General features: G+C 43.0%; 16 protein-coding genes. 7 read left to right on the plus strand and 9 right to left on the minus strand.

Annotation, left to right across the window (positions count from 1 at the left end; genetic code table 11):
- Positions 1-16 precede the first annotated feature (16 nt).
- The gene (locus ACFFGT_RS11895) at positions 17-2,056 is read left to right on the plus strand and encodes a kojibiose hydrolase (RefSeq protein ID WP_377022754.1); all 2,040 of its coding nucleotides are present in this window, start codon (positions 17-19) and stop codon (positions 2,054-2,056) included.
- Between the two features lie 176 nt (positions 2,057-2,232).
- Here the strand turns inward: ACFFGT_RS11895 and treA are convergent, their stop codons facing one another.
- Positions 2,233-3,825 (minus strand): alpha,alpha-trehalase TreA, encoded by a 1,593-nt coding sequence (gene treA / locus ACFFGT_RS11900; RefSeq protein WP_377022755.1) that lies wholly within the window; start codon positions 3,823-3,825, stop codon positions 2,233-2,235.
- A 280-nt stretch (positions 3,826-4,105) separates the two neighbouring features.
- Between treA and ACFFGT_RS11905 the strand changes: the two genes are divergently transcribed.
- A complete protein-coding gene (locus ACFFGT_RS11905) occupies positions 4,106-4,420 on the plus strand; it encodes a hypothetical protein (protein WP_377022756.1) in 315 nt (104 codons plus the stop codon).
- Positions 4,421-4,486: 66 nt separating this feature from the next.
- Here the strand turns inward: ACFFGT_RS11905 and ACFFGT_RS11910 are convergent, their stop codons facing one another.
- The gene (locus ACFFGT_RS11910; RefSeq protein WP_377022757.1) at positions 4,487-5,263 is read right to left on the minus strand and encodes an NUDIX hydrolase; all 777 of its coding nucleotides are present in this window, start codon (positions 5,261-5,263) and stop codon (positions 4,487-4,489) included.
- Positions 5,264-5,398: 135 nt separating this feature from the next.
- Here ACFFGT_RS11910 and ACFFGT_RS11915 point away from each other — a divergent pair, with 135 nt between their 5' ends.
- The 3 genes from ACFFGT_RS11915 to ACFFGT_RS11925 are packed head-to-tail and all read left to right on the plus strand — an operon-like array spanning position 5,399 to position 8,809.
- Positions 5,399-6,391, plus strand: a complete 993-nt coding sequence (locus tag ACFFGT_RS11915; protein WP_377022758.1) for a TIM barrel protein — start codon at positions 5,399-5,401, stop codon at positions 6,389-6,391.
- Between the two features lie 27 nt (positions 6,392-6,418).
- A complete protein-coding gene (locus tag ACFFGT_RS11920; protein ID WP_377022759.1) occupies positions 6,419-8,167 on the plus strand; it encodes a GMC family oxidoreductase in 1,749 nt (582 codons plus the stop codon).
- 18 nt (positions 8,168-8,185) lie between these two features.
- Positions 8,186-8,809 (plus strand): gluconate 2-dehydrogenase subunit 3 family protein, encoded by a 624-nt coding sequence (locus tag ACFFGT_RS11925; RefSeq protein ID WP_377022760.1) that lies wholly within the window; start codon positions 8,186-8,188, stop codon positions 8,807-8,809.
- Positions 8,810-9,264: 455 nt separating this feature from the next.
- Here ACFFGT_RS11925 and ACFFGT_RS11930 read toward each other — a convergent pair whose 3' ends face one another.
- Positions 9,265-12,654 (minus strand): DEAD/DEAH box helicase, encoded by a 3,390-nt coding sequence (locus ACFFGT_RS11930; RefSeq protein ID WP_377022761.1) that lies wholly within the window; start codon positions 12,652-12,654, stop codon positions 9,265-9,267.
- A 158-nt stretch (positions 12,655-12,812) separates the two neighbouring features.
- Here ACFFGT_RS11930 and ACFFGT_RS11935 point away from each other — a divergent pair, with 158 nt between their 5' ends.
- Together ACFFGT_RS11935 and ACFFGT_RS11940 are read left to right on the plus strand one after the other, a co-directional pair.
- Complete coding sequence (locus tag ACFFGT_RS11935; protein WP_377022762.1) at positions 12,813-15,545, plus strand: bifunctional YncE family protein/alkaline phosphatase family protein; 2,733 nt, start codon at positions 12,813-12,815, stop codon at positions 15,543-15,545.
- A gap of 319 nt (positions 15,546-15,864) precedes the next feature.
- Positions 15,865-16,971: a deoxyribonuclease II family protein gene (locus ACFFGT_RS11940; RefSeq protein ID WP_377022763.1), complete on the plus strand. Its 1,107-nt coding sequence runs from the start codon at positions 15,865-15,867 to the stop codon at positions 16,969-16,971.
- A gap of 69 nt (positions 16,972-17,040) precedes the next feature.
- Here the strand turns inward: ACFFGT_RS11940 and ACFFGT_RS11945 are convergent, their stop codons facing one another.
- From ACFFGT_RS11945 to ACFFGT_RS11970, 6 genes are read right to left on the minus strand one after another with little or no spacing between them, the layout of a single operon-like run.
- Positions 17,041-20,685, minus strand: coding sequence for an ABC transporter permease/M1 family aminopeptidase (locus ACFFGT_RS11945; RefSeq protein WP_377022764.1), 3,645 nt, complete (start codon positions 20,683-20,685; stop codon positions 17,041-17,043).
- Positions 20,686-20,712: 27 nt separating this feature from the next.
- On the minus strand, positions 20,713-21,600 hold the full coding sequence (locus ACFFGT_RS11950; RefSeq protein ID WP_377022765.1) for an ABC transporter ATP-binding protein: 888 nt from the start codon (positions 21,598-21,600) through the stop codon (positions 20,713-20,715).
- Positions 21,597-22,340, minus strand: coding sequence for a hypothetical protein (locus ACFFGT_RS11955; RefSeq protein ID WP_377022766.1), 744 nt, complete (start codon positions 22,338-22,340; stop codon positions 21,597-21,599). Before ACFFGT_RS11955 ends, ACFFGT_RS11950 begins: the two co-directional genes overlap by 4 nt.
- Positions 22,327-22,731, minus strand: coding sequence for a GntR family transcriptional regulator (locus ACFFGT_RS11960; protein WP_377022767.1), 405 nt, complete (start codon positions 22,729-22,731; stop codon positions 22,327-22,329). The genes ACFFGT_RS11955 and ACFFGT_RS11960 overlap by 14 nt, the downstream gene beginning before the upstream one ends.
- A gap of 10 nt (positions 22,732-22,741) precedes the next feature.
- Positions 22,742-23,512: a hypothetical protein gene (locus ACFFGT_RS11965; protein ID WP_377022768.1), complete on the minus strand. Its 771-nt coding sequence runs from the start codon at positions 23,510-23,512 to the stop codon at positions 22,742-22,744.
- Positions 23,505-24,353, minus strand: coding sequence for an ABC transporter ATP-binding protein (locus tag ACFFGT_RS11970; protein ID WP_377022769.1), 849 nt, complete (start codon positions 24,351-24,353; stop codon positions 23,505-23,507). Before ACFFGT_RS11970 ends, ACFFGT_RS11965 begins: the two co-directional genes overlap by 8 nt.
- Positions 24,354-24,499 lie beyond the last annotated feature (146 nt).

Below are 24,499 nucleotides of genomic sequence, written 5' to 3' on the forward strand. Positions count from 1 at the left end.
ATTTAAATTATTGATTTTGAATAAGATATTTAAGTTTAGTTTATTTTTTGCTTTGATGGTACCGGTAGTGTCGTTTGCGCAAAGCATTGATCCCTGGAAAATTAAGGCCGACAAAATTGATCCCGCTAATTACTACGGAATCACGGTAGCCAACGGGATGATCGGGATTGTATCAGCTCCCGAACCTTTCAAAGTTAAAAATGTGGTATTGGCTGGCGCATATGATCTTTATGGCCGGGGGCGGGTAAGCAATTTCCTGAACAGCTTTAACCTGCTTAACATGTATCTTGAAATTGATGGTAAGCGCATCGATGCAAAAAACATCAGCAATTTTAAGCAGGAGCTGGATATGCAGCATGCCGCGTTCACCACCACTTTTGATTATGCCGATAAAGCAACTATAAAATATACTTACTATTCGTTGAGGCAATTGCCTTTTACTGTTTTGATGGATGTTTCGGTAACAGCAAAACAGGCTATTAACATCACATCGGCCAGCGTAATGGAAGCGCCGGATGCACTTAAAGAAGTGCAGAATTATTATAATGAAATTGACAGGCCGCATGTTACCATTAGTCTGCTTACTTCAACAGCAAAAAGCCCTACGGGTAAAATGCAGTTGTGTGCATCAACTTCGTTTTTATTCAACGAACCACATGGACAAGAGCCGCGCATTATTCATGAAATGTGGGATAATAACATGCACCTCATGAAGTTTAGCAAAGCAATACCTGCCGGGCAAACTTATAACTATGCAGTAACGGGCTCGTCCATAACTTCAGCCCACCATGCCGATCCGCTGAATGAAGCCGAACGCCTCACCATATTTGCGAAACTGGAAGGCCGCGATAGGTTGATCAAATTCCATAACAAAGCCTGGGATGATCTTTGGACAAGCGATATCGAAATAGAGGGCGATGACCAGTCGCAACAGGATATTCACAGCATGTTGTACTATTTATACTCGTTTTCAAGGGCGGGTACGGCTTATTCGCCGTCACCAATGGGGCTTTCGGGTTTGGGTTATAATGGTCACGTTTTTTGGGATTGTGATGTTTGGATGTATCCCGCCATGCTGGTTTTACATCCGGAGATAGCAAAATCAATGGTTGAATACCGTTTTGAACGATTGGATGCCGCGCGAAAAAATGCGTTTTCGCATGGTTATAAGGGAGCGATGTTCCCTTGGGAAAGTGCCGACAGCGGGGTAGAGGAAACACCGGTTTGGGCATTGAGCGGCCCGTTTGAGCACCACATTACCGCTTGTGTAGCCCTTGCCGCCTGGAATTATTATTGCGTAACCCAGGATAAACAATGGCTAAAAGAAAAAGGCTGGCCGATACTTTCGGCCACTGCCGATTTTTGGGCAAGCCGGGTAGAGCGCAACGGCGCCGGACATTATGATATTAAAAACGTAGTTGCTGCCGATGAATGGGCCGAAAATATTGACAACAATGCTTTCACCAATGCCGCTGCAAAAGCCAATCTGCTCAATGCTACAGCAGCAGCCAAAATTTTAGGCGAAAAAGCCGATGCCGACTGGGTGAATGTTGCCCAAAATATCCCCATCCTGAAATTGGATAATGGTGTTACCCGCGAACATGCGTCTTACAACGGTGAAGGGATCAAACAAGCCGATGTTAACCTGCTGGCTTATCCATTAAAAACAATAACCGATCCTGCGCAAATAAAAAAAGACCTTGAATATTACGAAACCCGCGTGCCTAATGAGGGTACCCCGGCCATGACCCAGGCTGTTTTTGCCTTGCTGTATTCACGTTTGGGCAATGGCGATAAGGCTTATCACTTTTTCAAAGATGCTTATGAGCCTAACCTTAATCCGCCATTCCGTGTAATTGCCGAAACAAAAGGCGGAACCAACCCGTATTTTGCTACAGGGGCGGGGGGGATTATTCAAAGCCTGCTGATGGGCTTTGGCGGCCTGGATATTACACCAACTGGCATTGTACAGGTAAAAAGCAAATTGCCCACTAACTGGAAATCATTGAAGATTACAGGAGTAGGGATGAATAAGACAACTTATACGATAAAGTAAACAATCATCATAATAAACATTTCATTGCGAGCGCAGCGTGGCAATCTCGTAGCCAATGCATAGCGGATCAGCATAGCTACGAGATTGCTTCGTCGTTCCTCCTCGCAATAGTTAAAGACTTACGAAGTTTTCGAAACTTCGTAAGTCTGGATTCTACAACATGCTTTCCCAACCAATCAGTTCTGAACTTCCGCCGGTGTCTTTTCTAACTGCTCGGTATCAATATGATACCTGTTTACCAAATGCAGTAGCACCCCGTTAGTCCACCCAAAACCATCCTGTAAAGGATATTCACCACCGCCTGCAGTTAACTGGGTATCAACTACATTATATTTTTCAAGCAATTTGCCGGTTTGTTTAAACACCCTGATGTTGAGTTTTAGCCAGCGGGTGGCAATTTCTTTAGCCAATGTATTGTAATTGTATTTTTCAAGCCCATCTATAGCTATGTATTGCAGCGGCGCCCATCCGTTGGGAGCATCCCATTGCTGGCCCGAAAAGTTTTGTGTAGTAACCAATCCACCGGGTTTCAGGAAGTTATTCTTAAGTCCATCAGCTACAAGCCGTGCCTGTTCATCACTGGCAATTTTAAATTCAAGGGGGAACTCGCCGGCAAGTGTTTCCACGGTAGATTGTTGCTTCAATTGCCAGTTGTAATCATCAAACCAGCCTGTTTTTTGGTTCCAGCAGTATTTCAGGATGGCCCTTTTACGGCTATTTGCCCTATACCTGTACATTTTAGCAAGCTTGGCATTCTGGATCTGATTTAAACTGCGGGCAATGGTCATTTCCAAATTATACAATAAACAATTCAAATCAACCGGTATAATATCAGTGGTTTGTATGCTTGGCAATTTGCCTGATACATCAAACCAGCGTGTACTGAAATCCCAGCCCGAAGCTGCAGCAGCCCGGACATTACGGTAAAACTGCGCGGGTGCTTGTTTGCTTTCTTTAGCAGCATCAACATCTTTTATGTACGATTCTTCACGGGGTTCATCGCTTTCGTCCCAATAACGGTTCATTACCTCTCCATCCGGCATCCGTACCACCCTATGTGCGGCCTGGTTAGCCTGTACGTTCATCGAACCATACATCCAATATTCATATTCCTTGATCAATTGCGGCCTGAAATGTATCAACACTTTCTCTCCCTCAATTTTCGCTAATAAGTTTACCATCATGGCAAAAAATGGCGGCTGCGAACGGGTGAGGTAATAACTGCGGTTGCCGTTGGGAATAAAGCCATATTTATCAATAAGGAAAGCAAAGTTTTCGACCATATTATGGATCACTTTAACCTGGTGGCTTTCCTGTAAGCCCAGCATGGTAAAGTACGAGTCCCAGTAGTAAATTTCCCTGAATCTGCCGCCTGGCACAATGTAAGGGTTAGGCAGCGCAAGAGTTGATGAAAAAGGTTTTGCTTCGTCGGGACGGCGTTGTAAAACCTGCCACAAAGTATCAATATGTTTGCGGATGCCTGCAGAGATATCAGTTTGAAAATTGTTGTGTGATACCGGCACATTGAAATTTGCGAGTACAAACGCCTGCAGGTTAAACCCGGGTTTATCTTTCTGCTCGTTATAAGCCTTCATGATCAGCGCCGGGTCAAGTTTAGGAACAGCATCAACAAAGGTTTTATTATCGGGAAAAATGGTTGAAGTTTGAACGGCCTCAAATAAACCCGGAAACTGCTGCCTTGGTGTAGCAGTTTGGGAATTTGCGCGCAATACAAAGAATAAAAAAGCGAGTAAAAAAAGTTTTCTCATCAGCCTAAAATTATACCCTTTTTGCAGGATGGGTAATTGGTTTATAACAGGTTATAAATTTACTGTTTTTGAGAAGAATATGGCTGATATTTGGTAGGTTTTCAATGTTTTTTATACAATAATATCGCAAAGAATTAACGGTAAAAAAGTATAACTGAATATTTGACAGGTTTGCCGCACCGGAAAATATCAACCCCTTCTACTGTTAAAATAAAAAATATAATTTAAAACTTTTGGTTGTATCAGCCAAAGTATTATCTTCAGGGTTAAAATATTTAATATGCTTTATATCCTTATTTCAGCTGCAGTTGTTCTTTTTATTGCTCATGTTGTTTTATTATTCACCTCGTTCTCAAAGGCCAGTCTGATCTCGCCGCGCTATTTTTACTCGCACCTAACCTTGTGGCTTACAGGTTTATCTGTTTTTGCGTTAGCCGCATTGTATAGCGGGACCAACCAATCAGGTTTTCTTGATTATTTTAATACCTGGATGAAAAAATCATATATCCTGGTGTTTACCTTTGGCCTTTCATTGGTTGCACATTGTATTGTTACTTTTCTGGTTCTGCCGCTTTTGCGTAAATCCGAAGTGTGATATTCCAGGAAAATAACTTGTGTATTATTAGCTTTAAGCTTTTTGCATTCTGCTTTTAGCTGCTAACTAACTTAATACAAGCCCTTCTTTCAAGGCCAGCTCATACTTTTCTTTATCAAAACTGTATAAATGGGGCGAACGGTGCGCACCGATACTCCGCTTTTCATCCAGCTTTTTTAAAAGGCCAAGGGCTATCAGTTTTTTGGGAAAATTGCTGATATCAAGTTTTTTGTCCAGCAAGGTTTCGTACAGGGCGTGGATCTCGCTCAGGGTGAACTTTTCGGGCAGCATATTGAGGCCAATGGGGTAATGGTACAAGTGTACCCGCATAGTATGCAGGGCATCACTTACCATCTCGTCATGATCATACTCCAGTTTAGGCAGGGCATTGATATCAAACCAGGCACACTCAGCAGTGGTGATATCGGTTTGAAGTACCGTTTCTGAAAAATCGGTTATCGCATAAAAGCCTACGGATATGGTTTGGTTAAAAAGCCAGTTTCCTTCCCATGAATCGATGCCCACGGCTTCGAGCCATTTTTTTTCGTCAAATTTATTAAACTGGATGCGGTCAGGATCGCCAAAGGTTTTAAACTGCTGCAAAAAAAGGTTATCAACCCCGGTGCGTTCCTTAACATTACGATTAGCGGCTTCTACAAGCTTTTCGGTACGCTTGATATAACCACCTGGCAGGCACCAGCCATCTATGTTCCTGTGCTTGATAAGTAACAATTTTAGCTGTTGCTCATGATAACCGAAAATTGCACAGTCAATGGATATATGGGGTATGTAATGAAGGTGTCCGTTGAGTATAAAATCCTTAAATTCTGCTTCCGTTTGCATCTTCAAAAATAACATTTTCAGTTGGGGAAACCATGGTTGTAATTTATTTAGTAAAAATTACTAAATAATAAATTATTGTCTTTATCTTTATTTTGTAAAATCTACTAAATAGATAAATCACCAACCAATTACGTAATGAAAACCAACAGAAGAGACTTTATCCGGCAAGCCGCTATGGGGGCGGCAGGACTGGGTTTAGCAGCCACCTTGCCCGAATTTTTGTATGCCGGCATCCCAAAGGAGCCATTTTTTAAACTTGCGGTTTCGCAATTTTCATTTGCCAGCCAATTTTGGACAAAGCAGTTGGATCCGCTTGATTTTCCGGCAAAAGCCAAAGAGCTTGGCATAACCGGGCTGGATTATTGCTCTATGTTTTTTGCCGATAAAGCCAAAGACCAACAATTTTTAAGCGATCTGAAAAAACGTGCCGCCGATGCGGGGAGTTATAACCTCCGGATCATGGTTGATGGTGAAGGCGTTTTAGGTGATCTGAACGAAGCTATCCGCTTAAAAGCTGTAGATAATCATCACAAGTGGATAGATGCTGCTGTAGCATTGGGCTGCCCCATGATCAGGGTAAATGTGGAGGGCGAGGGAAATCCCGATGACGTGGCCAAAGCTGCGGTTGACAGCCTTGGGCGCTTGATTGAGTACGGCAGCAAGCAAAAGATTGATGTTATTGTAGAGAACCATGTGGGCATTTCCTGTAACGCGGGCTGGCTTGCCGGGGTTATGAAACAGGTAAACAGCAAACACTGTGGCACACTGGCCGATTTTGGAAATTTTTGTATAAACCGCACCAAGCCCGAAACCAATGACATTGCCGGTTATATGAAAACCAAATGCCTGGAGGAGTATGACAAATACAAGGGCATAGCCGAACTGATGCCATATGCCAAGGGCGTGCACGCCAAATCGCATGTGTTTATGCCCAATGGCAGCGACCCTGAAACCGACTTCCTGAAAATGTTTAAGATCATCAAAGATTCGGGTTTTAAAGGCTGGGTGAGTATTGAGTATGAAGGCGGTTTGCTGAAAATGTATAGTAAGGATGATAAATACCTTGATGACTACGCCGGTACCACAGCTACTAAAAAACTCATTGAAAAAGTTGCAGCCCAGGTTTAATCCCTTTACCCTAATCAGTTAAATACAATGCAGATAAAAAAATCTTCAACCCTTTACGATGTGGTTGTTATTGGCTCAGGTGCAGGCGGCGGCATGGCCGCTTATGTGCTGGCCACAGCTGGTATAAAAGTGCTCATGCTGGAGGCCGGGCCATTTTTTGACCCGGCAAAAGATTCACAGCAGTTAAAGTGGCCTTATGAGTCGCCAAGGCGGGGAGGCAATGCAACGCGCCCCATGGGCGATTTTGATGCGGCTTTTGGCGGCTGGCAAATGGAAGGTGAGCCTTATACTCAAAAAGATGGATCAGAATTTCAATGGTTCCGCTCAAGAATGCTGGGCGGCCGTACCAATCACTGGGCGCGCATTTCGTTACGTATGGGCCCTAAAGATTTTAAATGTAAAACCGCTTACGGTGTAGGTGATGACTGGCCAATAACCTATGATGAAATAAAGCCATACTATGATAAAGTAGACCGCCTGTTGGGTGTTTACGGCTCAATGGAAGGAATGGAAAATGACCCTGACGGAATTTTCCTTCCACCGCCTAAGCCCCGCCTTAATGAGCTGTTTGTAAAAAAAGCGGCCACTGGTTTAGGGATTAAAGTTATTGCTGGTCGTGGTTCGATATTGACAGCACCTTTACCGGGCAACAAGGACAGGGGCACCTGTTTTTATTGTGGGCAATGCAACCGGAGCTGTAAAATTTACGGCGATTTTTCATCCTCATCATGCCTCGTGATCCCGGCCATGAAAACCGGTAATTTAACCGTGGTGACCAATGCCATAGTAAGGGAGATCCTGACTGATAAAGAAGGCCTGGCAAGCGGCGTATCATACATAAGCAAAAATGATATGCAAGAATACCAGGTGAATGCTAAAACGGTGATCCTGGCGGCAAGCACCTGCGAGTCGGCAAGGATCCTGTTAAACTCCAAATCAGATAAACACCCTAACGGATTGGCAAACAGCAGTAATGTAGTTGGTAAATACCTGCATGACTCTACGCAAGGTGGCGGCGCGGCCATATTGCCTCAATTGTTTGGCAGGAAACGGTTTAACGAAGATGGCGTTGGCAGCCTGCACCTTTATGCACCCTGGTGGCTGGATAATAAGAAGCTCAATTTTGCAAGAGGTTACCACCTTGAGATTTTTGGCGGAATGATGATGCCCGGCTATGGCGGTTACTTTGGTTTTGAAGGGGCCATTGTGCCATTTCTGAATGGTTTTGTTCCCGGTGCAGATGGTAAAACAAAGGATGCAGGAGGATTTGGCACATCCCTGAAAAATGATTATCGTACGTTTTACGGGAGTATGGCCGGTGTTGGCTGCCATGGCGCATCAACGGCCCGTGAAGACAACTATTGTGAGATAGACCCAACCGTAGTTGATAAATACGGCATCCCGGTGCTGCGTTTCAGGTATAAATGGTCGCAGGATGATATTAACCAGGCCAAACATATGCAGGAGATCTCGCAGGAAATTGTGAAGCAGATGGGCGGAATCTCTCTCGTTCAGCCCAAAGGCCCCGAAACCAATTATGGCCTGGACAAACCCGGTAAGGGCATTCATGAAGTGGGTACAGTACGAATGGGTGATGATGCCAAAAGGGCCCCGCTCAACAAATGGGGGCAAGCACATGACTGTAAAAACCTGTTTGTTACCGATGGTTCGGTGTTTACCCAGCAATCGGAAAAGAACCCTACCTGGACCATTCTTGCACTCTCTATGCGCACGGCCGAATACCTGATAGAGCAGCGTAAAAAACAAAATGTTTAACCTTTGTAATTTGATGACATGAACAGAAGAGACAGTTTAAAAGCTATAGGTTTAGGTACGTTATCAGCAACGGCACTCATTGCTTCCTGCAAAAGTGATACTAAAGAAAGTGCAACTACAGGAAATAGGGATGTAGCAACCACCGGCAGGCAGGATTTTGAAATAGCCCGCGATGAATCATTATTGAAGGAAACTTTTTTTGACAAACACGAAATGGCTACCATCACGGTGCTTGCCAACCTGATTATCCCTAAGGATGGACGAAGCGGCAACGCATCAGACGCTAAAGTGCCTGATTTTATCGAATTTATTGTAAAAGATGAACCGGAGCACCAACTGCCTATGCGTGGCGGGCTTAAATGGCTGGATTTACAAAGCCTCAACCGTTATAATAATGATTTTGTGAGCTGTACACCGCAACAGCAAACAGCGTTGATCAGCGAAATAGCTTATCCCTTTAAGGCCAAACCTGCTATGCAGCCCGGTGCGGTCTTCTTCAGTAAAATGCGCGACCTTACCGCCATCGGTTTCTTCACCAGTAAAATGGGAATCGAAGATCTTGGGTATAAAGGAAATTCCCCGGGTAAATGGGAGGGGGTACCGCCGGATGTGCTAAAGCAATATGGATTAGAAAATGTTTAACCTCTATAATTCCCTCTCCGGGGAGGGGCGCGTTAGGAATGTGTAGTGGCAGGGAGGGGTTTATTAGACTTACCATACAATTAAGCATGTCGACGAAACCCCTCCCTACACCCTCCCAGGGGCTACTGTGTGTACACATCTTGTCAATCAATATTAATCAATAAAACCGAATGTCATTTCGACGAACCAGTTTGGAAATGTGCGACTGCGGTGAGGAGAAATCTTGTACATCCTGCTCTAAACCTTGCTTACGGCTCTACAAGTCGTATAAGATTTCTCTTTCGCCCCGGCGCTCAGCCCGCCCCTGCTCTATCGAAATGAAATTTTCTTTTACTTAAAAAGATGTGTACACACAGTAGCTCCCACGGGAGGGAATCGCACAATCCTCCTTTTTTCTTCTTCCGAACAGCTATACCCCCAGTTACCAAAGTCTTCTGCAAATTTACATAGGGCTTTTATGTTAACAGATCAAGTAGATCATCCTTTGAAAGCGAACTGGAAATAGTACTGTCGGGCTTGATCAGGGTATTGGCAATATCCTTTTTTGATTGCTGCATCACCATGATCTTCTCTTCAATAGTACCGGGGCAAATTAGCCTCACGGCCACAATCTTCTTATCCTGACCTATGCGGTGGCAACGGTCAATAGCCTGGTTTTCGACGGCCGGGTTCCACCAGGGATCGACGAGGTAAACATAATCGGCTTCTGTTAAATTAAGACCGGTACCGCCCGCTTTAAGGCTAATCAAAAATACACGGATGCCGGGATCGTTTTGAAACTCGTTAACTACCTGCTCGCGTTTGCGGGTTTGGCCGGTGAGATATGAGAAGCGGATATCGCGGGAGCTTAATTCTTTACGGATCAGGTCGAGCATCGAAACGAACTGCGAAAATATGAGGATCTTATGCTGATGCTTTTTACTTTCTATTTCTTCAATCAGCATCTCCAGCTTGGCCGATGCATCACCCGGTATTTTTTCGCCCTTTATTAGCATCGGCGAATCACAGATCTGCCTCAGTTTATTCAATCCTTTCAATACATTCATGGAACTTTTTTTCAGTTCCTCGTTTGTTGTGGCCGAGATGTACTCCCTGAATTCTTTCTCGTATGAGTCGTAAATATGACGCTGTTCCTGCTTCATTTCGCAATAAAGCACCATTTCGGTTTTTTCGGGCAGCTCGGTTGCTACCTGCTGTTTAGTACGCCTGAGGATAAAGGGTTTTACTTTTTCCTGCAGTTCGGCGGCGCGTTTGCTGCCTTTAAATTTATCGATAGGTACAGCATAAATATCCTTGAAATACTGCTTGCTCCCTAATAAACCAGGGCAAGCAAATGAAAGCTGGCCATACAAGTCGAACGTGTTGTTTTCGATGGGAGTGCCTGTTATTGTTATTTTATTGCGCGATTTCAACAACCTTACAGCTTTGTAACGCTGCGATTCAGGATTTTTAATATTCTGCGATTCGTCAAGGAAAACATAGTTGAAATTAAAGTCCTTTAAAAAATTGATGTCTGATAATAAAGTACCGTAGGAGGTAAGCACAATTTCGTACTGGTGCAGATGTTTGGTGTATTTAAGCCGCTCAGCACCGTAAATGGTATGAATACTGATAGAAGGTGCAAACTTTAGTACTTCCTGCTGCCAGTTAAACAGGAGTGAGGTTGGCACTACAATAAGATTGGTGTTGTTTCCAATCTTGCTTCGCTGCAAAAGTATAAAGGCAATAACCTGAATACTTTTACCCAGGCCCATATCATCGGCAAGGCAGCCTCCAAAATTAAGGTTATCTAAAAAGTTTAACCAGTTTAAGCCCTGGCGCTGATAGGTGCGAAGTGTTCCGTTTAATCCCGGTGGTACCGGTATTTCATCAATAATCCCGGTGCCGGTGAGCTTTTTATTATATACCGCAAGCTCGTTCCGTACATCTTCATCCAGCATTTCCTCATCGTAATATTGCTGTATGGCTGTATAATTACTTTTTGAGGTATGCAGCGTATCACCATCAGAGATCTCGCCCGAATTAAAATAATCGGTGAATTTCTCAATCCATTCGGCAGGCAAAATACCCCGGGTGCCGTCATCAAGCCGCACATATTTGTTTTTGTTTTTTACTGCCTGGTGTACCTGTTTTAATGACGCCCTTTTTTTGCCGAATTTTAAATCGATAACCGTATTGAACCAGTTAATTCCGCTCACTACCTTAATAGTGATCTTCACTTTATGAGGGCTTAGTTTATTGCCCTCCAGTTCGTTAAAACCAAGTATTTCTATGTTATGGTTATGCCATTCGTCAAATACGTTTAAAAACCATTCTTCATCTAAAAAATGCCTTTTATGCAGATAGAAATAATCGAGGTCGTTATCCAGTTGCTCGTTAAAATAAGGGTGCTGTTTTACAAGCAGGGCTGTAAAAGCTATTTCCTCATTATCGCGCCGTTTAACCATAAATTGGTTACCCTTTTCGTCGGTGCCATAGATCTGCTTTTGTGTGCGGATGGGGATTTCAGCCTCGCCATAACGCATCACCGGGATAATCATGACATGAGCGCCAAAATCCGACAGGTAAATGATCCTTTCGACAGGCTGATCAAAACCCTCTTTTTTTATTTGCTCCTGTGTTGCAGGTTTAATGTAAGTATAGTCAATATGGAGCTTGTTTTCCAGCTTGTTAAGCAGGTGCGATTTTAGCTCGGCAAATTTACTCTTATGTACCTGCAAACTTCCCTGTTTCTTTTTCAGCAGGTCAATTACATTCAATACCTGCAGGCTTTCAACGAGGTAAAGCACATTGCCTATACCGATAAAATAGGTGTACCTGATATCAAGATCTTTTACGTCATACAACAAGCCATCTATATTAAGAATGCCGCTTATTTCATAAAACTCATCCCATGTATTTACTTTAAGCTCCAGGTCGCTTTTTAAAGGTTTAACTTGAACGGGGCCTATTGAGCCCGCCGTTACTTTGTCAGAAACAGTGTTATCATGCGCATAAAAACTGTAGGCCAATGGATTTTTAACAATGGCTTTTAGTGCTGCGATATCGGCAGCAGTTGTTTGTGTGTTAATATGGTTTTGAAACTTGTGTACCCCGGTAAAAAATTTGAGCTGTTGTGCATCATACGTTTCCCAGATCAGATCTAACGGGGCTATAGGCAACAAAGGGTTCTTAATTTTTCCATCTTTGGTACTTTGAGCGCTACATAGTTCAACAAATAAATACTTATAGTATTTGTGCTGTTTCAGTACTATACAAGTTGTTCTGTCTGTATCGTCGCCAGGCTGCCCAATTGGTTCGGCATTATCGTTTACAATGATATTTTGCAGGCCGGTAAGGCTTTCTTTGGTTATGGCCATTAACGCTGCAGAACGGGGAATGATCTCAAAACTTTTAGACTGTGATCGTATTTCGAAAAACTTATCAAGATCAGGTTCTTCTTCCAATCCGTAATCGGCGGCCAGTTTTTGAATTTTCTTATGCCTAAGTTTATCATCAAAAAATACCCGTAACTCATCACGTTGTGTTATAGCCGATAGTACCTGTGCCTGGTGTTCGCATAGTTTATTACCTGTAGCATGGCATCCGCATGAAAGCGCCAGCTGCCCTTCATGGCTGGTAACAATTACCTCAGGAAAAGCTACCGTGCCCGATTGGTTGGTAAATGCCCCCTGGTTAATTTCAAGGTGTTTGGCCAGTATTTGCCTGTAGCTCTGTGTATCAAAATAAATGCTTACAGCTGCGTGAGCGGCAATAACACTTTCGCTAAGGTCGGTTATAGTTGCGCCTTTGATGATGACATTATGGTTGCTTTCGCCTTCCTGGTAGCTGATTATCCTGATCACTCTTGCTTTGATGTGTTACCCGGTAAATATCATAACAATTATATAAAAGAAGATAATGACTAATGCAATTTCATAAACTATGTAACAATTATATTCTTCATCAATTATTTACCTTTAGTAAATGTGCCTGCCGTAATTTTACTGATTAGTTTAGTACTATGAAATATCCGAAATCTCTGTTGTATATATCTACTTTCGTTTTATCCTTATTCCTTTATGCATGCCATACCATTTCTGGTAATAAGCAAGTTTCCGAAAATGAGCAGGTTAATATGCACAGTGCCTATGACGATAGCACTCTTAACCGGCATATCCTGCCGGTTTTAATGCCTTATAACCGCATTATTGATCCAGCCGGAACAGTGATATCCTTTGGCGATGCTGCTGATGAAAACCACAGCATGGATGTAAGATTAATACCCGGTACTAAGTTTATTGCCGTTGAAGACCGGTATGGTATCACTATAATTGATACAACCGTAAAAAAAGTAACCACCCGCTGGACCTACAAACAAGATCCCCGCTTCCGCGGACTTTCAAGCACTTATTCCGGCTTAAAAGTTGTAAATATTGACGGTCAAACGCAAATATATTGGAGCGCTGCTGCAGGCAAGGGTAAAGATTCTAAATCATACGTTTTCCAGGCGATCTGGAAAGATGGTAACATCAGTATACAAAACACTTTCAGCTTTAAAGCCGAAGGCGAATCACCATTGGCGTTGCCTAACGATTTGGCTATCAATAAAGAAAATGGCGTAAACTATTTGTACGTGGTTTTAAACGGGAACAATCAACTGGTAAAGATCAATTTAACTGATAATAAAACTGTTTGGACAAGGTCAACCGGCGTTGCACCTTATGGTCTTACGATAGCAAAAGACAAAATATTTTTAACCAACTGGGCCGGTCCTGAAGCTGTTGATACACTGAAACGCGAAACAGCCGGTGTGCCCTATGGCAAGGCTTATATCGATCCCAAAACAGGGGCAACGGCGCTGGGAACAGTAATGGTCATGGATTTAGCTAAGGGGGATTTGATTAAGGAAATCATTGTAGGCTTGCATCCCAATGCTATTATTAATAGTACCGATGAGGCTTTTGTTTATGTAGCCAATGGTAACAGCGATATGGTATCGGTAATTTCAACAAGTTCGCTGCAAAATGTAGCGGCTATTGATGTGAAATTAAATCCTGGCAAAAAAAGTTATATAGGCGATTCGCCAAATGCTTTAGCTATAAATGCTGATGGCACTATGCTGTATGTAGCCAATGGTTTAGATAACGCTGTGGCCGTAGTGAAACTGGGCAGTAAAACATCACTTAAAGGAACCGGCAGTGATGAAGTAAAAGGCTTTATCCCAACCGAAGCATACCCGGGCGGACTGGCGGTTGACGGCAATAATTTATTTGTAACCAACCTGGAGGGTGAGGGCTCAAGGATAGGCACCGATGAGATAGGTAAAGGCAATTTAAAAGGTGATTTGCCGTCAGGAGCAGATGTTACAGCTTACAACTCGCATCATTTAAAGGCCACCGTATCAATAATAAGTATTCCTAATGATGCCATGTTAAAACAGTATACTCAAAAGGTACAAAACCTGAACCTCAGCTTTCGCCAGCAGATAGCACAGCTCCTGCCCCGCAAAAATATTGCGCCTAAACCTATACCTGAGCGCATTGGCGAGCCATCGGTTTTTAACCATGTGCTTTATATCATTAAGGAAAACCGCACTTATGACCAGGTTTTAGGCGATATGCCGGAAGGTGACGGCAATAAATCGCTTTGTATTTATGGCGATAGCGTTACTCCCAATCAACATGATTTAGCGCGCAATTTTTTGCTGCTTGATAATTATTATGTTTCAGGTAAATGCTCTGCCGAAGGGCACCAATGGACTGATGCCGCCATGGTTACCGATTACGTTGAAAAAAGCGTACGCTCGTGGTTTAGAAGTTACCCTCATGTGCAGGAAGATGCACTTGTTTATGACGGTAACGGCTTTATCTGGAATAATGCTGCAGATCATGGTAAAACGGTAAGGATTTACGGCGAAGCCTGTGCTGTGCATTTTGATGATAAGCTGAACTGGAGCGATATTTATAATAATTATACAGCAGGCAAGCCTTTTGCTTTTAAAAATACCAGTACCATATCGCGGGTAAGGCCAATGCTGTCGCAGAATTTTCCGGGCTCTGATGAACACAAAATCAATGAACAGTTAAGGGCTACCGCTTTTATCAATGAACTTCACGGGTATGAGCAAAAGCCCGGTGATCAGTTACCGCAATTGATGGTCATGGCTCTGTCGGCCGATCATACTGTAGGCACCAGGCCCGGCTTCCCTACACCTGATGCCATGGTAGCGGATAATGATCTGGCACTTGGCCGTATTGTTGAAGCCGTTTCAAAAAGCCGTTTCTGGAAAAATACGGTAATATTTGTCACCGAGGACGATTCACAGGCAGGGTGGGATCATGTATCGGCCTATCGTACTACAGGGTTTGTGATCAGCCCTTACAGCAGGTTACAGCATAAAGTGAGTAAAAACTATAACCAAACCTGTATAGTGCGTTCCATTGAACAGATACTGGGTTTACCGCCCATGAATATTATTGATGCCACCGCATTGCCCATGTTTGAGTGTTTTGGCAATAAGCCATCTCCATATACTTACACCAGTTTAAAAAACAGGGTACCGCTCAATAAAATCAGTCTGCCTTTTTCCTCGCTCAAAGGGCCTGCTTTACATTTTGCGCAGCTATCATCAAGGCCCGAATACGATCATATTGACGGCGGTAATGATGATGTGATGAACAGGATATTATGGTTTGCAGCTAAGGGCAAAAAGGCTTATCCCGCTAAACTGGCAGGGAAAGATGACGATGATTGATTTTAAATAGTTGGTTCTAATCTCAATAATTTACAATACTTGTCATGTAATACTGGCTGCATAAATAACACTGGTTCATGTTATGTGACAAGTAGTTTGTATGCATTTTGGAAGGTGCCGGGTGTTATTCTGTTTGATTATTATAGCCTTAAAGGACAAAATCCTAAGATTACATACGTAAAAATACGGTAAAAACACCTTGAAAATACCGTGAAAATACGGGGGCCCGTGTTCATAATATTGCCTTATCTTTATTGTAAACCTCATCAACGCCTGCAAGCAATTAATCAAACAATTTTACAACCTAACCAAAAAAATTATGAAAATTTCTGCGCTTGATGAAAATGGCGCCCCAGTTGACTGGTGGTTTATTTACAAAGTTCCGCAACTTGATGGTGGTGTGGGCAACGACAAAGCTACGGGGTATGAATACGTTTATTACGACTCCACTATCGATGCAAACGCCGATCCCCGGCAAAGAACAATAATCAAATCACCTAATGTTTTGAATGGCGACAAGGGGGCACTTAATCTTACAATGGATTCGGTGTTTAAAAATTTCAAATCGCCTGAACCAACCACCGGATGGATTCTTTACAATGACGAGATGCCCGAAAGCCTTAATAAACATGATGATGGTACCAGGGGGCATACCAAAGGTGCATTGGTGTTTGATACAGAATCCAAAACAGGGTTTTGGTTGCTTCATTCGTGGCCAAAATTTGCTGAGCCGGGTGCAATCAAAGATCCTACCCCCAAATATGGGCAAACCTATTTGTGTATTTCATTGGATTTGGATACAGCTAACCTTATCGCCAAGCAAATGGTAAATCACCAGGAGCCGCAGATTTATTTCCATAATACAGCTAACCTGCCTGAAACAGCCGATCTTTTTAAATTAACACAACCGTTAGCAAACCACCCAACTGCACTGGGCGACTCTATTGATTTAAAATCTATTGGCGGTATGCCATTTAAGGTTATAGCTAAGAACAGGGAATGGAATAAAGATTTTTGGAACGATTTGGTTGGACCTACACTAAATGATGATATCGACGTTGAAACCTGGATCCGGGGCCCTATTCCACCTATTGCCGATAGTGATGGTATTCATAAAACTTTTGACATTAAGTACATCAACTTAGGTTTTATGGGAGCACACTGGGCCTGGCCCGAAACGCATGACCATGCCAAATGGGGAGTTACATTACACGATCCCTGGATTTGTGTTGGTGATATTAACCGTATGATTTCGCAAAGAAAACGTGGCGGCTGCACCATTGCATTTCAAAATCAAACCTTGTGGTCGGGCTTGTCTAAAACCAGTCTGCTTTTGGCGCCACCGGGGCATAACAGGACTGAAGCCCATGTCCTGATCCAAAAAACACATCATCTTCATGCCGAGGCGCCTTTGAGAGGGCAGTAGGCATTACCCTGTATATTGATGTTAATAGCCGGCGAAAAGCATATTAGCGCGTTTTCGCCGGCTGTTACTTTAGTTAACCTGGTCAATAGTTTTCATGTTATCATTTGGGTTCCTGTCTACCAGCGTGCCAAATGGGTCAACGCCAACAGCATTTGGTTTGCCTTTTACAATAATATTAAACCGGTGTTGCCCGCGTGTCAGTTTATATTTTTTAAGATAAAGCAGGTTTGCCTGGTTCCGTCCGTATTTATCTGACGAATCTGCTGCAAAGATACCGATATCAATATAGTCATTCATGTTTGCAGCCGGTACATCGTTGCCTTTCCCATCTATCCAAACTTTATCAATATTTATTGTTACAGCTACGTTATACTCGTTTTTGCCAGTAATTTTTGTAGCGCTTACCGAGTTGACTTTGCTGTCATAAAGTGTCACTTTTTGCCAGGTATCAGTAAGGTAATATTGTAATGAATCGGGCACGTGTTTTTGCAGGTAACGGTAAAGATCATTTGCTCCCGCAAAAGGCGGCTGGCTTTTAAACGCGTAGGCATTTTTAAATTCGCGAAGGGCGTTGTTCAGGCTGTCTTCGCCAATAAGGTTACGTAAGCCGTACATTGCCACACTTGCTTTGCCGCTCCACTCAAACCATTGGTTGGCCCTGATTAGCGGGTGTTCTTTTTCTTCAAGTCTTCGCCGTACAAACAGGTAATACCAAAGTTGGTCAAGCATAATTGAGCGCATATTGGCTTTGCCGTATTTTTTTTCGGCCATCACCAGCGCATCGTAATTGGAAAGGCCTTCAGGAATTATCAGCGAGCCCGCGGTATTGTTTGGCGCTACCTGGAAACGCCACCATTGCTGGGCCATGTTACGCGCTGTAGTAAAGTACAGGTAATCAAACTCATTGGGGTTGGTAAAATGAGCATGCCATCCATTATACTCGGCATAGGTATCCAGCGTAGTTGTTGATGTTTCACGCGGACCGTAATTTGATGTTTCGGCAAGCCTGATGTTTTTAAACGGATATGCGCCGTAAACCAAGGCATAGTATTTAAGTGCTTCTTTATAGGCTGCTATAAAACGGCCGGTGTTTTCATTATGTGCCGGGTGATGGAGAATGTCGATATAGATTTTATGACCGAGCATGATACTATCGCGGCTGTCGGCAAACCGCGCCGATATAATTCCTAATGGTACATACATCCCCGGTTTATCCTGAACGTAATGAAAGTAGTTGCGGCCGTTTTGTTTCCATTGTTTTATGAGTTCGCCGTGGGTAACTATGGTTTGATCGCCGGAGGTACTTACGGTAACGTCAAGGCTCAATAAATCTGCCGATTTGCCTGCTTTCAGTGTTCTTATACCTACCGGGTCGTTTTGAGCAATCTCTCCTTCCTGTTCTTTAGGGGGTAACCCCGCTTTTTTACGCTCATAAGGGCTGCTGAGTTCGTCGTCGTCGTCATAGCCTAAACCCGGCAGGCCGCCTGTAAAGAAAGTACCATTGTGCAGCAGATTGACCGAGTAAAGCCCATTGGTAAAACCCTGATGGGTTACAGAAGAGTTAACTTCCAAAACGGTCGAATCTCCGGGAGCAAGTGGCTGCTCAAGCTGGTATAGCCTAAAATCAGAAGTATCCTGCTTAGGCCTGAACCAGTTGAAAATTCCCCGCGAATAAAATAGGGGATTAGTAAAAGGAACTGCCTTGCCATTGATGCTTAGGGAATAATGCAGGTCGTCGGCATCAAGCAGCATTTTTGAAATAGGCTTATCCGTTTTGTTTACTACAGTTACAAAAGCCTGTACAAATTCCTGTTGTTTATCCGGAAAAATATCTGCCTTCATTTTTATCCGCGTAACTTTTGGCAGGGGTAACGACTGGTACTTTTTTAAAGTTTTTTCATAGATAGCGGCACGGTCCACCTGCTCGCCCTGGGTTAAGTAATTATTTAGATAGCTTACATTATAATAATTATAAGCACCAATAAGCAGGAACAAGGGGAGAAGCACGGCAGCAAAAAGCCTTGTTCTTTTGTCGAACCGCTGGTGTGCCAGGCTCAATCGTTCCTTAAATGATGAGCTCGCTCCGCGGTTATAAAACAAAGCAGACACAATGATCAGGATACCACCGCCTAACAGCCAGTACAAATTAAACCAGCTTATAGGCCCAACCATATGTCCCATACCATCCATATCTGAAATAGCTGAGTTGGGTGTATAGGAGTATAACAGCAGGTGATAGTTGAAAATACCGGTCGTCTCCATAAAGAAAACCCCAACCCACAACGTTACACCTACAGCATAAGCGGCAAATTTATTGTTGATGAGCACATGCACAAGGTAACAAAATACCACTATCAGCAATAGTTTTGGCAGCAGTATAAAACCTATATAACTAAAATAGGCAGCCAGGTTAAGCTCTGTATAGCCTTTAATAAGCTGCACAATTACACCTATTATTAGTGGGAGGAATGATAGTCCGGCACCAATGATAAGCAGGGGGATCAGTTTTGAACCATTCAACACCCGGTTGGGCGGTGGTAACGAATCGTTGATAAAGGCGTAACGGGTAAGCTTATCGCGCTGCAGCGTTTCGCCGGTATAAAACATGATGATAAAAAAGATGAAAAAGGGAAAAGCATCATTAAAGATGCCCAAAAGCATTACTGTGCGCGGCAAATCGGGTATGTTATAGTTACGTTCGCCCAGCCAGAACACAAAAGCTAAAAACAGGCTGCCGCTACCCACAATTATCCAGAAATAATTATCACGGATGATGTTTAGCAGCTCAAGTTTTACAAGGTTTGATAAAACGCGGCGTTCGTATTTGCCCGTGAAACTTACCGCAGGAGTTTTAAGTACTTTACCGGCAGTTCTTGCTGTTACCTCGTCAATTGATGCCTTATCACGTTTGCCGCTAAAGAATTTTTCAAAATTGAAACGGATATATGTAAATAGCAGGATAATAAGCCCTAATCCCGGCCAAAGGGCCCTGTTAATGGCCATTGGGCCGCTGATGAGGATGAGGTTGTTATTTTGTTCGGTAGCGGTAGCGTTGTTCATTTGATATCTGATACCGTTCATACCAAAAGGATCAGATATGCCAATTACCGTAGTGTTGTTGGTGTGATTGAGGAAAAACAGGGCAATGAAATAAAACAAGAATAACAGGATGCCCCCGAAATAGATCACTTTTACGTTTCGTGTTATGGCTACGAGGCCAAAGAATAACGAAGATGTAAAAAACAGGTTTGGCAGTGCGATGGTAAAAAAAGGATACAGATAATATTGTAAATGATTGGGCCCATACTGCGCATGGTCTGTTTTACCAATCGCAGGGCCGATAATAGTACCAAGATAGATCCCCAGTAAAATAGCCAGCGCAATGATGAGCATAAAAACAAATGACCCAAAGTATCTTCCCCAAAAATACCCGGCTTTGGTAATGGGGTAGGTGAGGTAATAATCTTTAGTTTGATACTCAATATCTCGGTAAATTGCCGCCCCCATAACCGATGAACTGATGAGCATCATCATCATAGTAATTCCCGCGCACCAAAACGCAATTAGAAAAGGCGAGTTAATATGTTCCTTTTCGCCTACGGGCAATGAGCCTGTGGCAAAAGCAAACAAGGTAAAAAGCAATACCGCTAAAAAATACAGATAAAAGGCTGGCCTGCGGACCCGGTTCCGGATCTCGAACAGAAATATTTTCATGAACATAGTTTGTTGTTTTTTAGGCGATTACATGGTATTTACATCAACGCGTGTGGCAATATTGCCGAAGTAAACATCTTCAAGATTGGGGACAGCAATGATAAAACCATCCTGGGGTTCGGTTTCCTGTAAAATCCTGATATGGAGTTTGCCCGTTTTAAGCTGGGTGGATATAACATTATAAACATCGCGGTAATATTTGATCTCTGAACGGTCGATAGCTTTAGTATAGATTTTACCATTCAGCTCATTTACCGCAGTTTCAGGGTCGCCGGCGTAAAGTACTTCGCCCTGGCAAATAATGGCAAAATTTGAACAAAGCGTGCTTACATCTTCAACAATATGGGTGGATAGGATAACGATGGTATTTTCGCCTAATTGACTAAGCAGGTTGTAAAAGCGGTTACGCTCGGCGGGGTCAAGGCCCGCAGTGGGCTCGTCAACAATAATCAATTTCGGGTCGCCAATGAGGGCCTGCGCTATGCCAAAGCGTTGTTTCATGCCTCCCGAGTAGGTACCGAGGTGTTTTTTACGGTCTTTAAACAGGTTAACCTTTTCCAATAGGCCAGATACAAGATCATTTCTTTCGCTGGTGTTGCCTACTCCTTTTAACTGGGCAATATGGTCAAGCATCCGTTCGGCAGATATTTTGGGATAAACACCAAATTCCTGCGGTAAGTACCCAAGCAGCTGCCTCACTTCGGTTTTGTTTTTCAATACATTGAGGTCATCAAGAAAAACGCTTCCTGAATCGGCTTCCTGTAAGGTTGCTATGGTACGCATCAGTGATGATTTACCCGCCCCATTAGGTCCGAGCAAGCCAAACATGCCGTTTGATAAAGTAAGCGACACGTTTTTTAATGCGTGTACACCATTGGCATAGGTTTTTGAAAGTGAATCGATAGTTAATTTCATGGCTGTTTAAATTTTAAAATGTTTTGCGATGCGCCGTTCACAATAAGTTTGGCACTATCAGCTATTTGATAATTGAGCCGGGTATTTACTGCTTCCTTAATCCAGAGCCTGCTTTTGTTCCTGATATCAAGCCGTGCATTGCCAATGTGGTTGTTTATACCGAGGATAAGGTTTGACGCGCTGCCGTTTTCAATACCGGTTACCGCGTTTAGCGTTGCGATGCTGTCATTTTCGAGCGTGATATTACTGGCATGGTTGAGGCTTAATTTGAGGCTATTAAGTGTAAAACCTGTTATAACAGTTGGTCGCCAGGAAAAATCTGCGGCGGCGAGGGTATCTGTTATGTGGTTTTCATAAGCTATATAATGCGCATCGGCAATCACCTCTGAAATCTCCGGACATGAAACATACAGCACGTATGGAGTGCGTGCGTTATGAAAGTTTGATCTGAAACTGGCTTCAACCATTAGTGTGTCTCCATGCTTTTCAACCCTGGCAAATTCCATTGCATCAGGGTCTGCAAGTACTTTGAACGGGCCTTTCGCCAGCATGATATTGATAGCAGTAGACGATTTAAGGTTAATTATCTTGAAACCGCTTAAGTTTAAATTGATAAAGTCGCCAAAGCGATTCCTGAAGTCGCCTTTTTTATACTGGGCTTTGAGTTGAAAGTCATATAAGGCCGTCGATAGCAGGAGCAAAGTTATAGCAGCTATTAATAGTTTATTACTTGTTTTCATCCTGGTTGTGTTTAGGTGTTGTGGCAGTTTGGCTGTTTTGAAATTGGGTGTATTGCTCACTTATCTCGGTTATGGAAATATCAAGCAGGTACATGTTTTTAAATAATTCGGGCAGGTTTTGGCGTACAAAATTTTCTTTACGGTATGCTTTAACTTTGGCAAAGCCATCGGCAGCAACAAACAGGCCGAGCCCTCTTTTATTGTAAACTATTTCCAGTCCCTGTAAAAACTCGTATGATCGCATTACTGTATTAGGATTTACTTCCAGCTCAACAGCCATATCCCTTACCGATGGGATCTTTTGATCGGCAGGCCACTTGCCCATCAAAATCTGATCGCAAACAAAGGCTGCTATCTGGAGGTAAATCGCTTCGTTATCCTTAAATTCCATTTTGTTTAATTTAAACCTGTTTTTCTTTGAGCCTGAAATAGGTGGCTATCCAAAACAGTAACACTACCACAGCCATCACCGCAAATACCCAAAGCGATTGCTCATAACCTGGGGCTATGTTATAATAAGTGCCGCGTTCCGAGAAATTAAGGAGTCCAAACGGGATAGCTGGTGTTATTGCAAGGCCTGTTATGGATTTTATAAAAAAGGTATTGCAAATAATAAGCAGTGCATAGCTAATAAAAAAAGCAAACCCAATTTTAATAAAATGCAGTTTTTCAAAAACAACAGCACCATACATGCTGATGGAGTGCAGCAGCGAAAAGATGATAAACACTATCGAAAACCTGTCCTGGAAAATACTGAATACCTCGTTATTGTGCCCCGGCCAGTGTTTTAAACTAATAAGACTAAGCAAAACCACGTAAAACACCGCTGTAAACACAACTATGAATACCAGGTAGGAGTAAAGCCAGCCAACAAGGTATTTTTCAAATGTTGACGCGGGGAGGCTCAAAGCTGGGATAGCTTTTCTTTTATCGCCCATATCGGCAAAAACGGTGCTGGCAAATATGCAGCCGGCAATAAGCATCAATACGGCATATAATGCGGTTTGAAATCCTGCGTCCATAGGCCCGGGGATCATGTAAAATATGAACGAACCACCAAGCACCATTACCCCGGCCAAAACCCCTATCGACATTAAATACGTCCGGTAATGCTCGGCGCTATGCTTAATAAGCAAAAGGGAGAAACGTTTAAAGCTGAAAAAGTTATTCATGATATGCAGATGGCTTTAGTGCGTTTAATAATTTATTGTCGCCACAGGTTGCGGCGTTGAATAGAAGTTCAAGATCCATTTTACTGAACTTGCCGCTGTTGTTTTGTAAAATGGCATATTTACCCTTAAGCGTATCTTCTTCATATAGTACTGGCAGGCCATTGGTATCATTGTATAAACCAAATACCAGTTTTTCGGTAAGCTCATCAACAGATTGTTCTACTACTATCCGGTGATTATCCAGGATCAGTACGGTATCAATAAGACTGTCGAGATCGCGTACCTGGTGAGTGGATATTACTATGCACCTGTCCTCATTTAAAACAGATGCTATCAGTTTTCTGAACTGTACTTTTGAGGGGATATCCAGGCCGTTGGTGGGTTCATCCATAATAAGCGCGACGGTATTGGTTGCCAGGCCAAAAGCGATCATGGTTTTCTTTTGCTGCCCGTACGACATTTTGCTCATTAGCAGGCCGTCGTCGATATCCAGCGTTTTCAGGTATCCATAAAAATCAATAGTGCTGAATTTAGGATAAAAGCCTGCAGTTCGTTTCAGGAATTGCGCGGGTGTTAAGGCCGGAACGTAAACCTCTTCGGCAATAAAATAAAGCTCCTGTAAAACGGATACAGACCTTTTAGAGCTTTCAACTCCGTTGATTGTGCATTTGCCAGATATGGGGAATGTAAGGCCGGCAATATTTTTTAACAGGGTTGATTTACCGGCTCCGTTTTTACCAAGTAAGCCATAAATATGCCCCGCACCAAGGGTAAGGTTTAAATCCTTAAACAACGGGCGCTTGCGGTCATAGCTGAAATTCAAATTGTTTATTTGAATCATTGTTGTAGTGTATTAGTTTAGTAGTACACTGCAAATGTAGAGAAAGAAATTATAAATGCAAATACTATAACAAAAGTATTTTGCTACATCCGGTCGCGGCGCTTATGATCAGATGGTCAAAAGCCTTTTCGCGGTAGTCTAAAAAA

It is taken from the genome of Mucilaginibacter angelicae, from assembly GCF_042434235.1.
Classification (GTDB): domain Bacteria; phylum Bacteroidota; class Bacteroidia; order Sphingobacteriales; family Sphingobacteriaceae; genus Mucilaginibacter; species Mucilaginibacter angelicae.

Excerpts from the sequence above, each read along its gene's own strand:
- ACFFGT_RS11950 (WP_377022765.1), bottom strand. The coding sequence starts at position 21,600 with ATGAAATTAACTATCGATTCACTTTCAAAAACCTATGCCAATGGTGTA.
- ACFFGT_RS11940 (WP_377022763.1), top strand. The coding sequence starts at position 15,865 with ATGAAAATTTCTGCGCTTGATGAAAATGGCGCCCCAGTTGACTGGTGG.
- ACFFGT_RS11970 (WP_377022769.1), bottom strand. The coding sequence starts at position 24,353 with ATGATTCAAATAAACAATTTGAATTTCAGCTATGACCGCAAGCGCCCG.
- ACFFGT_RS11935 (WP_377022762.1), top strand. The coding sequence starts at position 12,813 with ATGAAATATCCGAAATCTCTGTTGTATATATCTACTTTCGTTTTATCC.
- ACFFGT_RS11925 (WP_377022760.1), top strand. The coding sequence starts at position 8,186 with ATGAACAGAAGAGACAGTTTAAAAGCTATAGGTTTAGGTACGTTATCA.
- ACFFGT_RS11960 (WP_377022767.1), bottom strand. The coding sequence starts at position 22,731 with ATGGAATTTAAGGATAACGAAGCGATTTACCTCCAGATAGCAGCCTTT.
- treA (WP_377022755.1), bottom strand. The coding sequence starts at position 3,825 with ATGAGAAAACTTTTTTTACTCGCTTTTTTATTCTTTGTATTGCGCGCA.
- ACFFGT_RS11955 (WP_377022766.1), bottom strand. The coding sequence starts at position 22,340 with ATGAAAACAAGTAATAAACTATTAATAGCTGCTATAACTTTGCTCCTG.
- ACFFGT_RS11965 (WP_377022768.1), bottom strand. The coding sequence starts at position 23,512 with ATGAATAACTTTTTCAGCTTTAAACGTTTCTCCCTTTTGCTTATTAAG.
- ACFFGT_RS11905 (WP_377022756.1), top strand. The coding sequence starts at position 4,106 with ATGCTTTATATCCTTATTTCAGCTGCAGTTGTTCTTTTTATTGCTCAT.
- ACFFGT_RS11920 (WP_377022759.1), top strand. The coding sequence starts at position 6,419 with ATGCAGATAAAAAAATCTTCAACCCTTTACGATGTGGTTGTTATTGGC.
- ACFFGT_RS11910 (WP_377022757.1), bottom strand. The coding sequence starts at position 5,263 with ATGCAAACGGAAGCAGAATTTAAGGATTTTATACTCAACGGACACCTT.
- ACFFGT_RS11945 (WP_377022764.1), bottom strand. The coding sequence starts at position 20,685 with ATGAAAATATTTCTGTTCGAGATCCGGAACCGGGTCCGCAGGCCAGCC.
- ACFFGT_RS11915 (WP_377022758.1), top strand. The coding sequence starts at position 5,399 with ATGAAAACCAACAGAAGAGACTTTATCCGGCAAGCCGCTATGGGGGCG.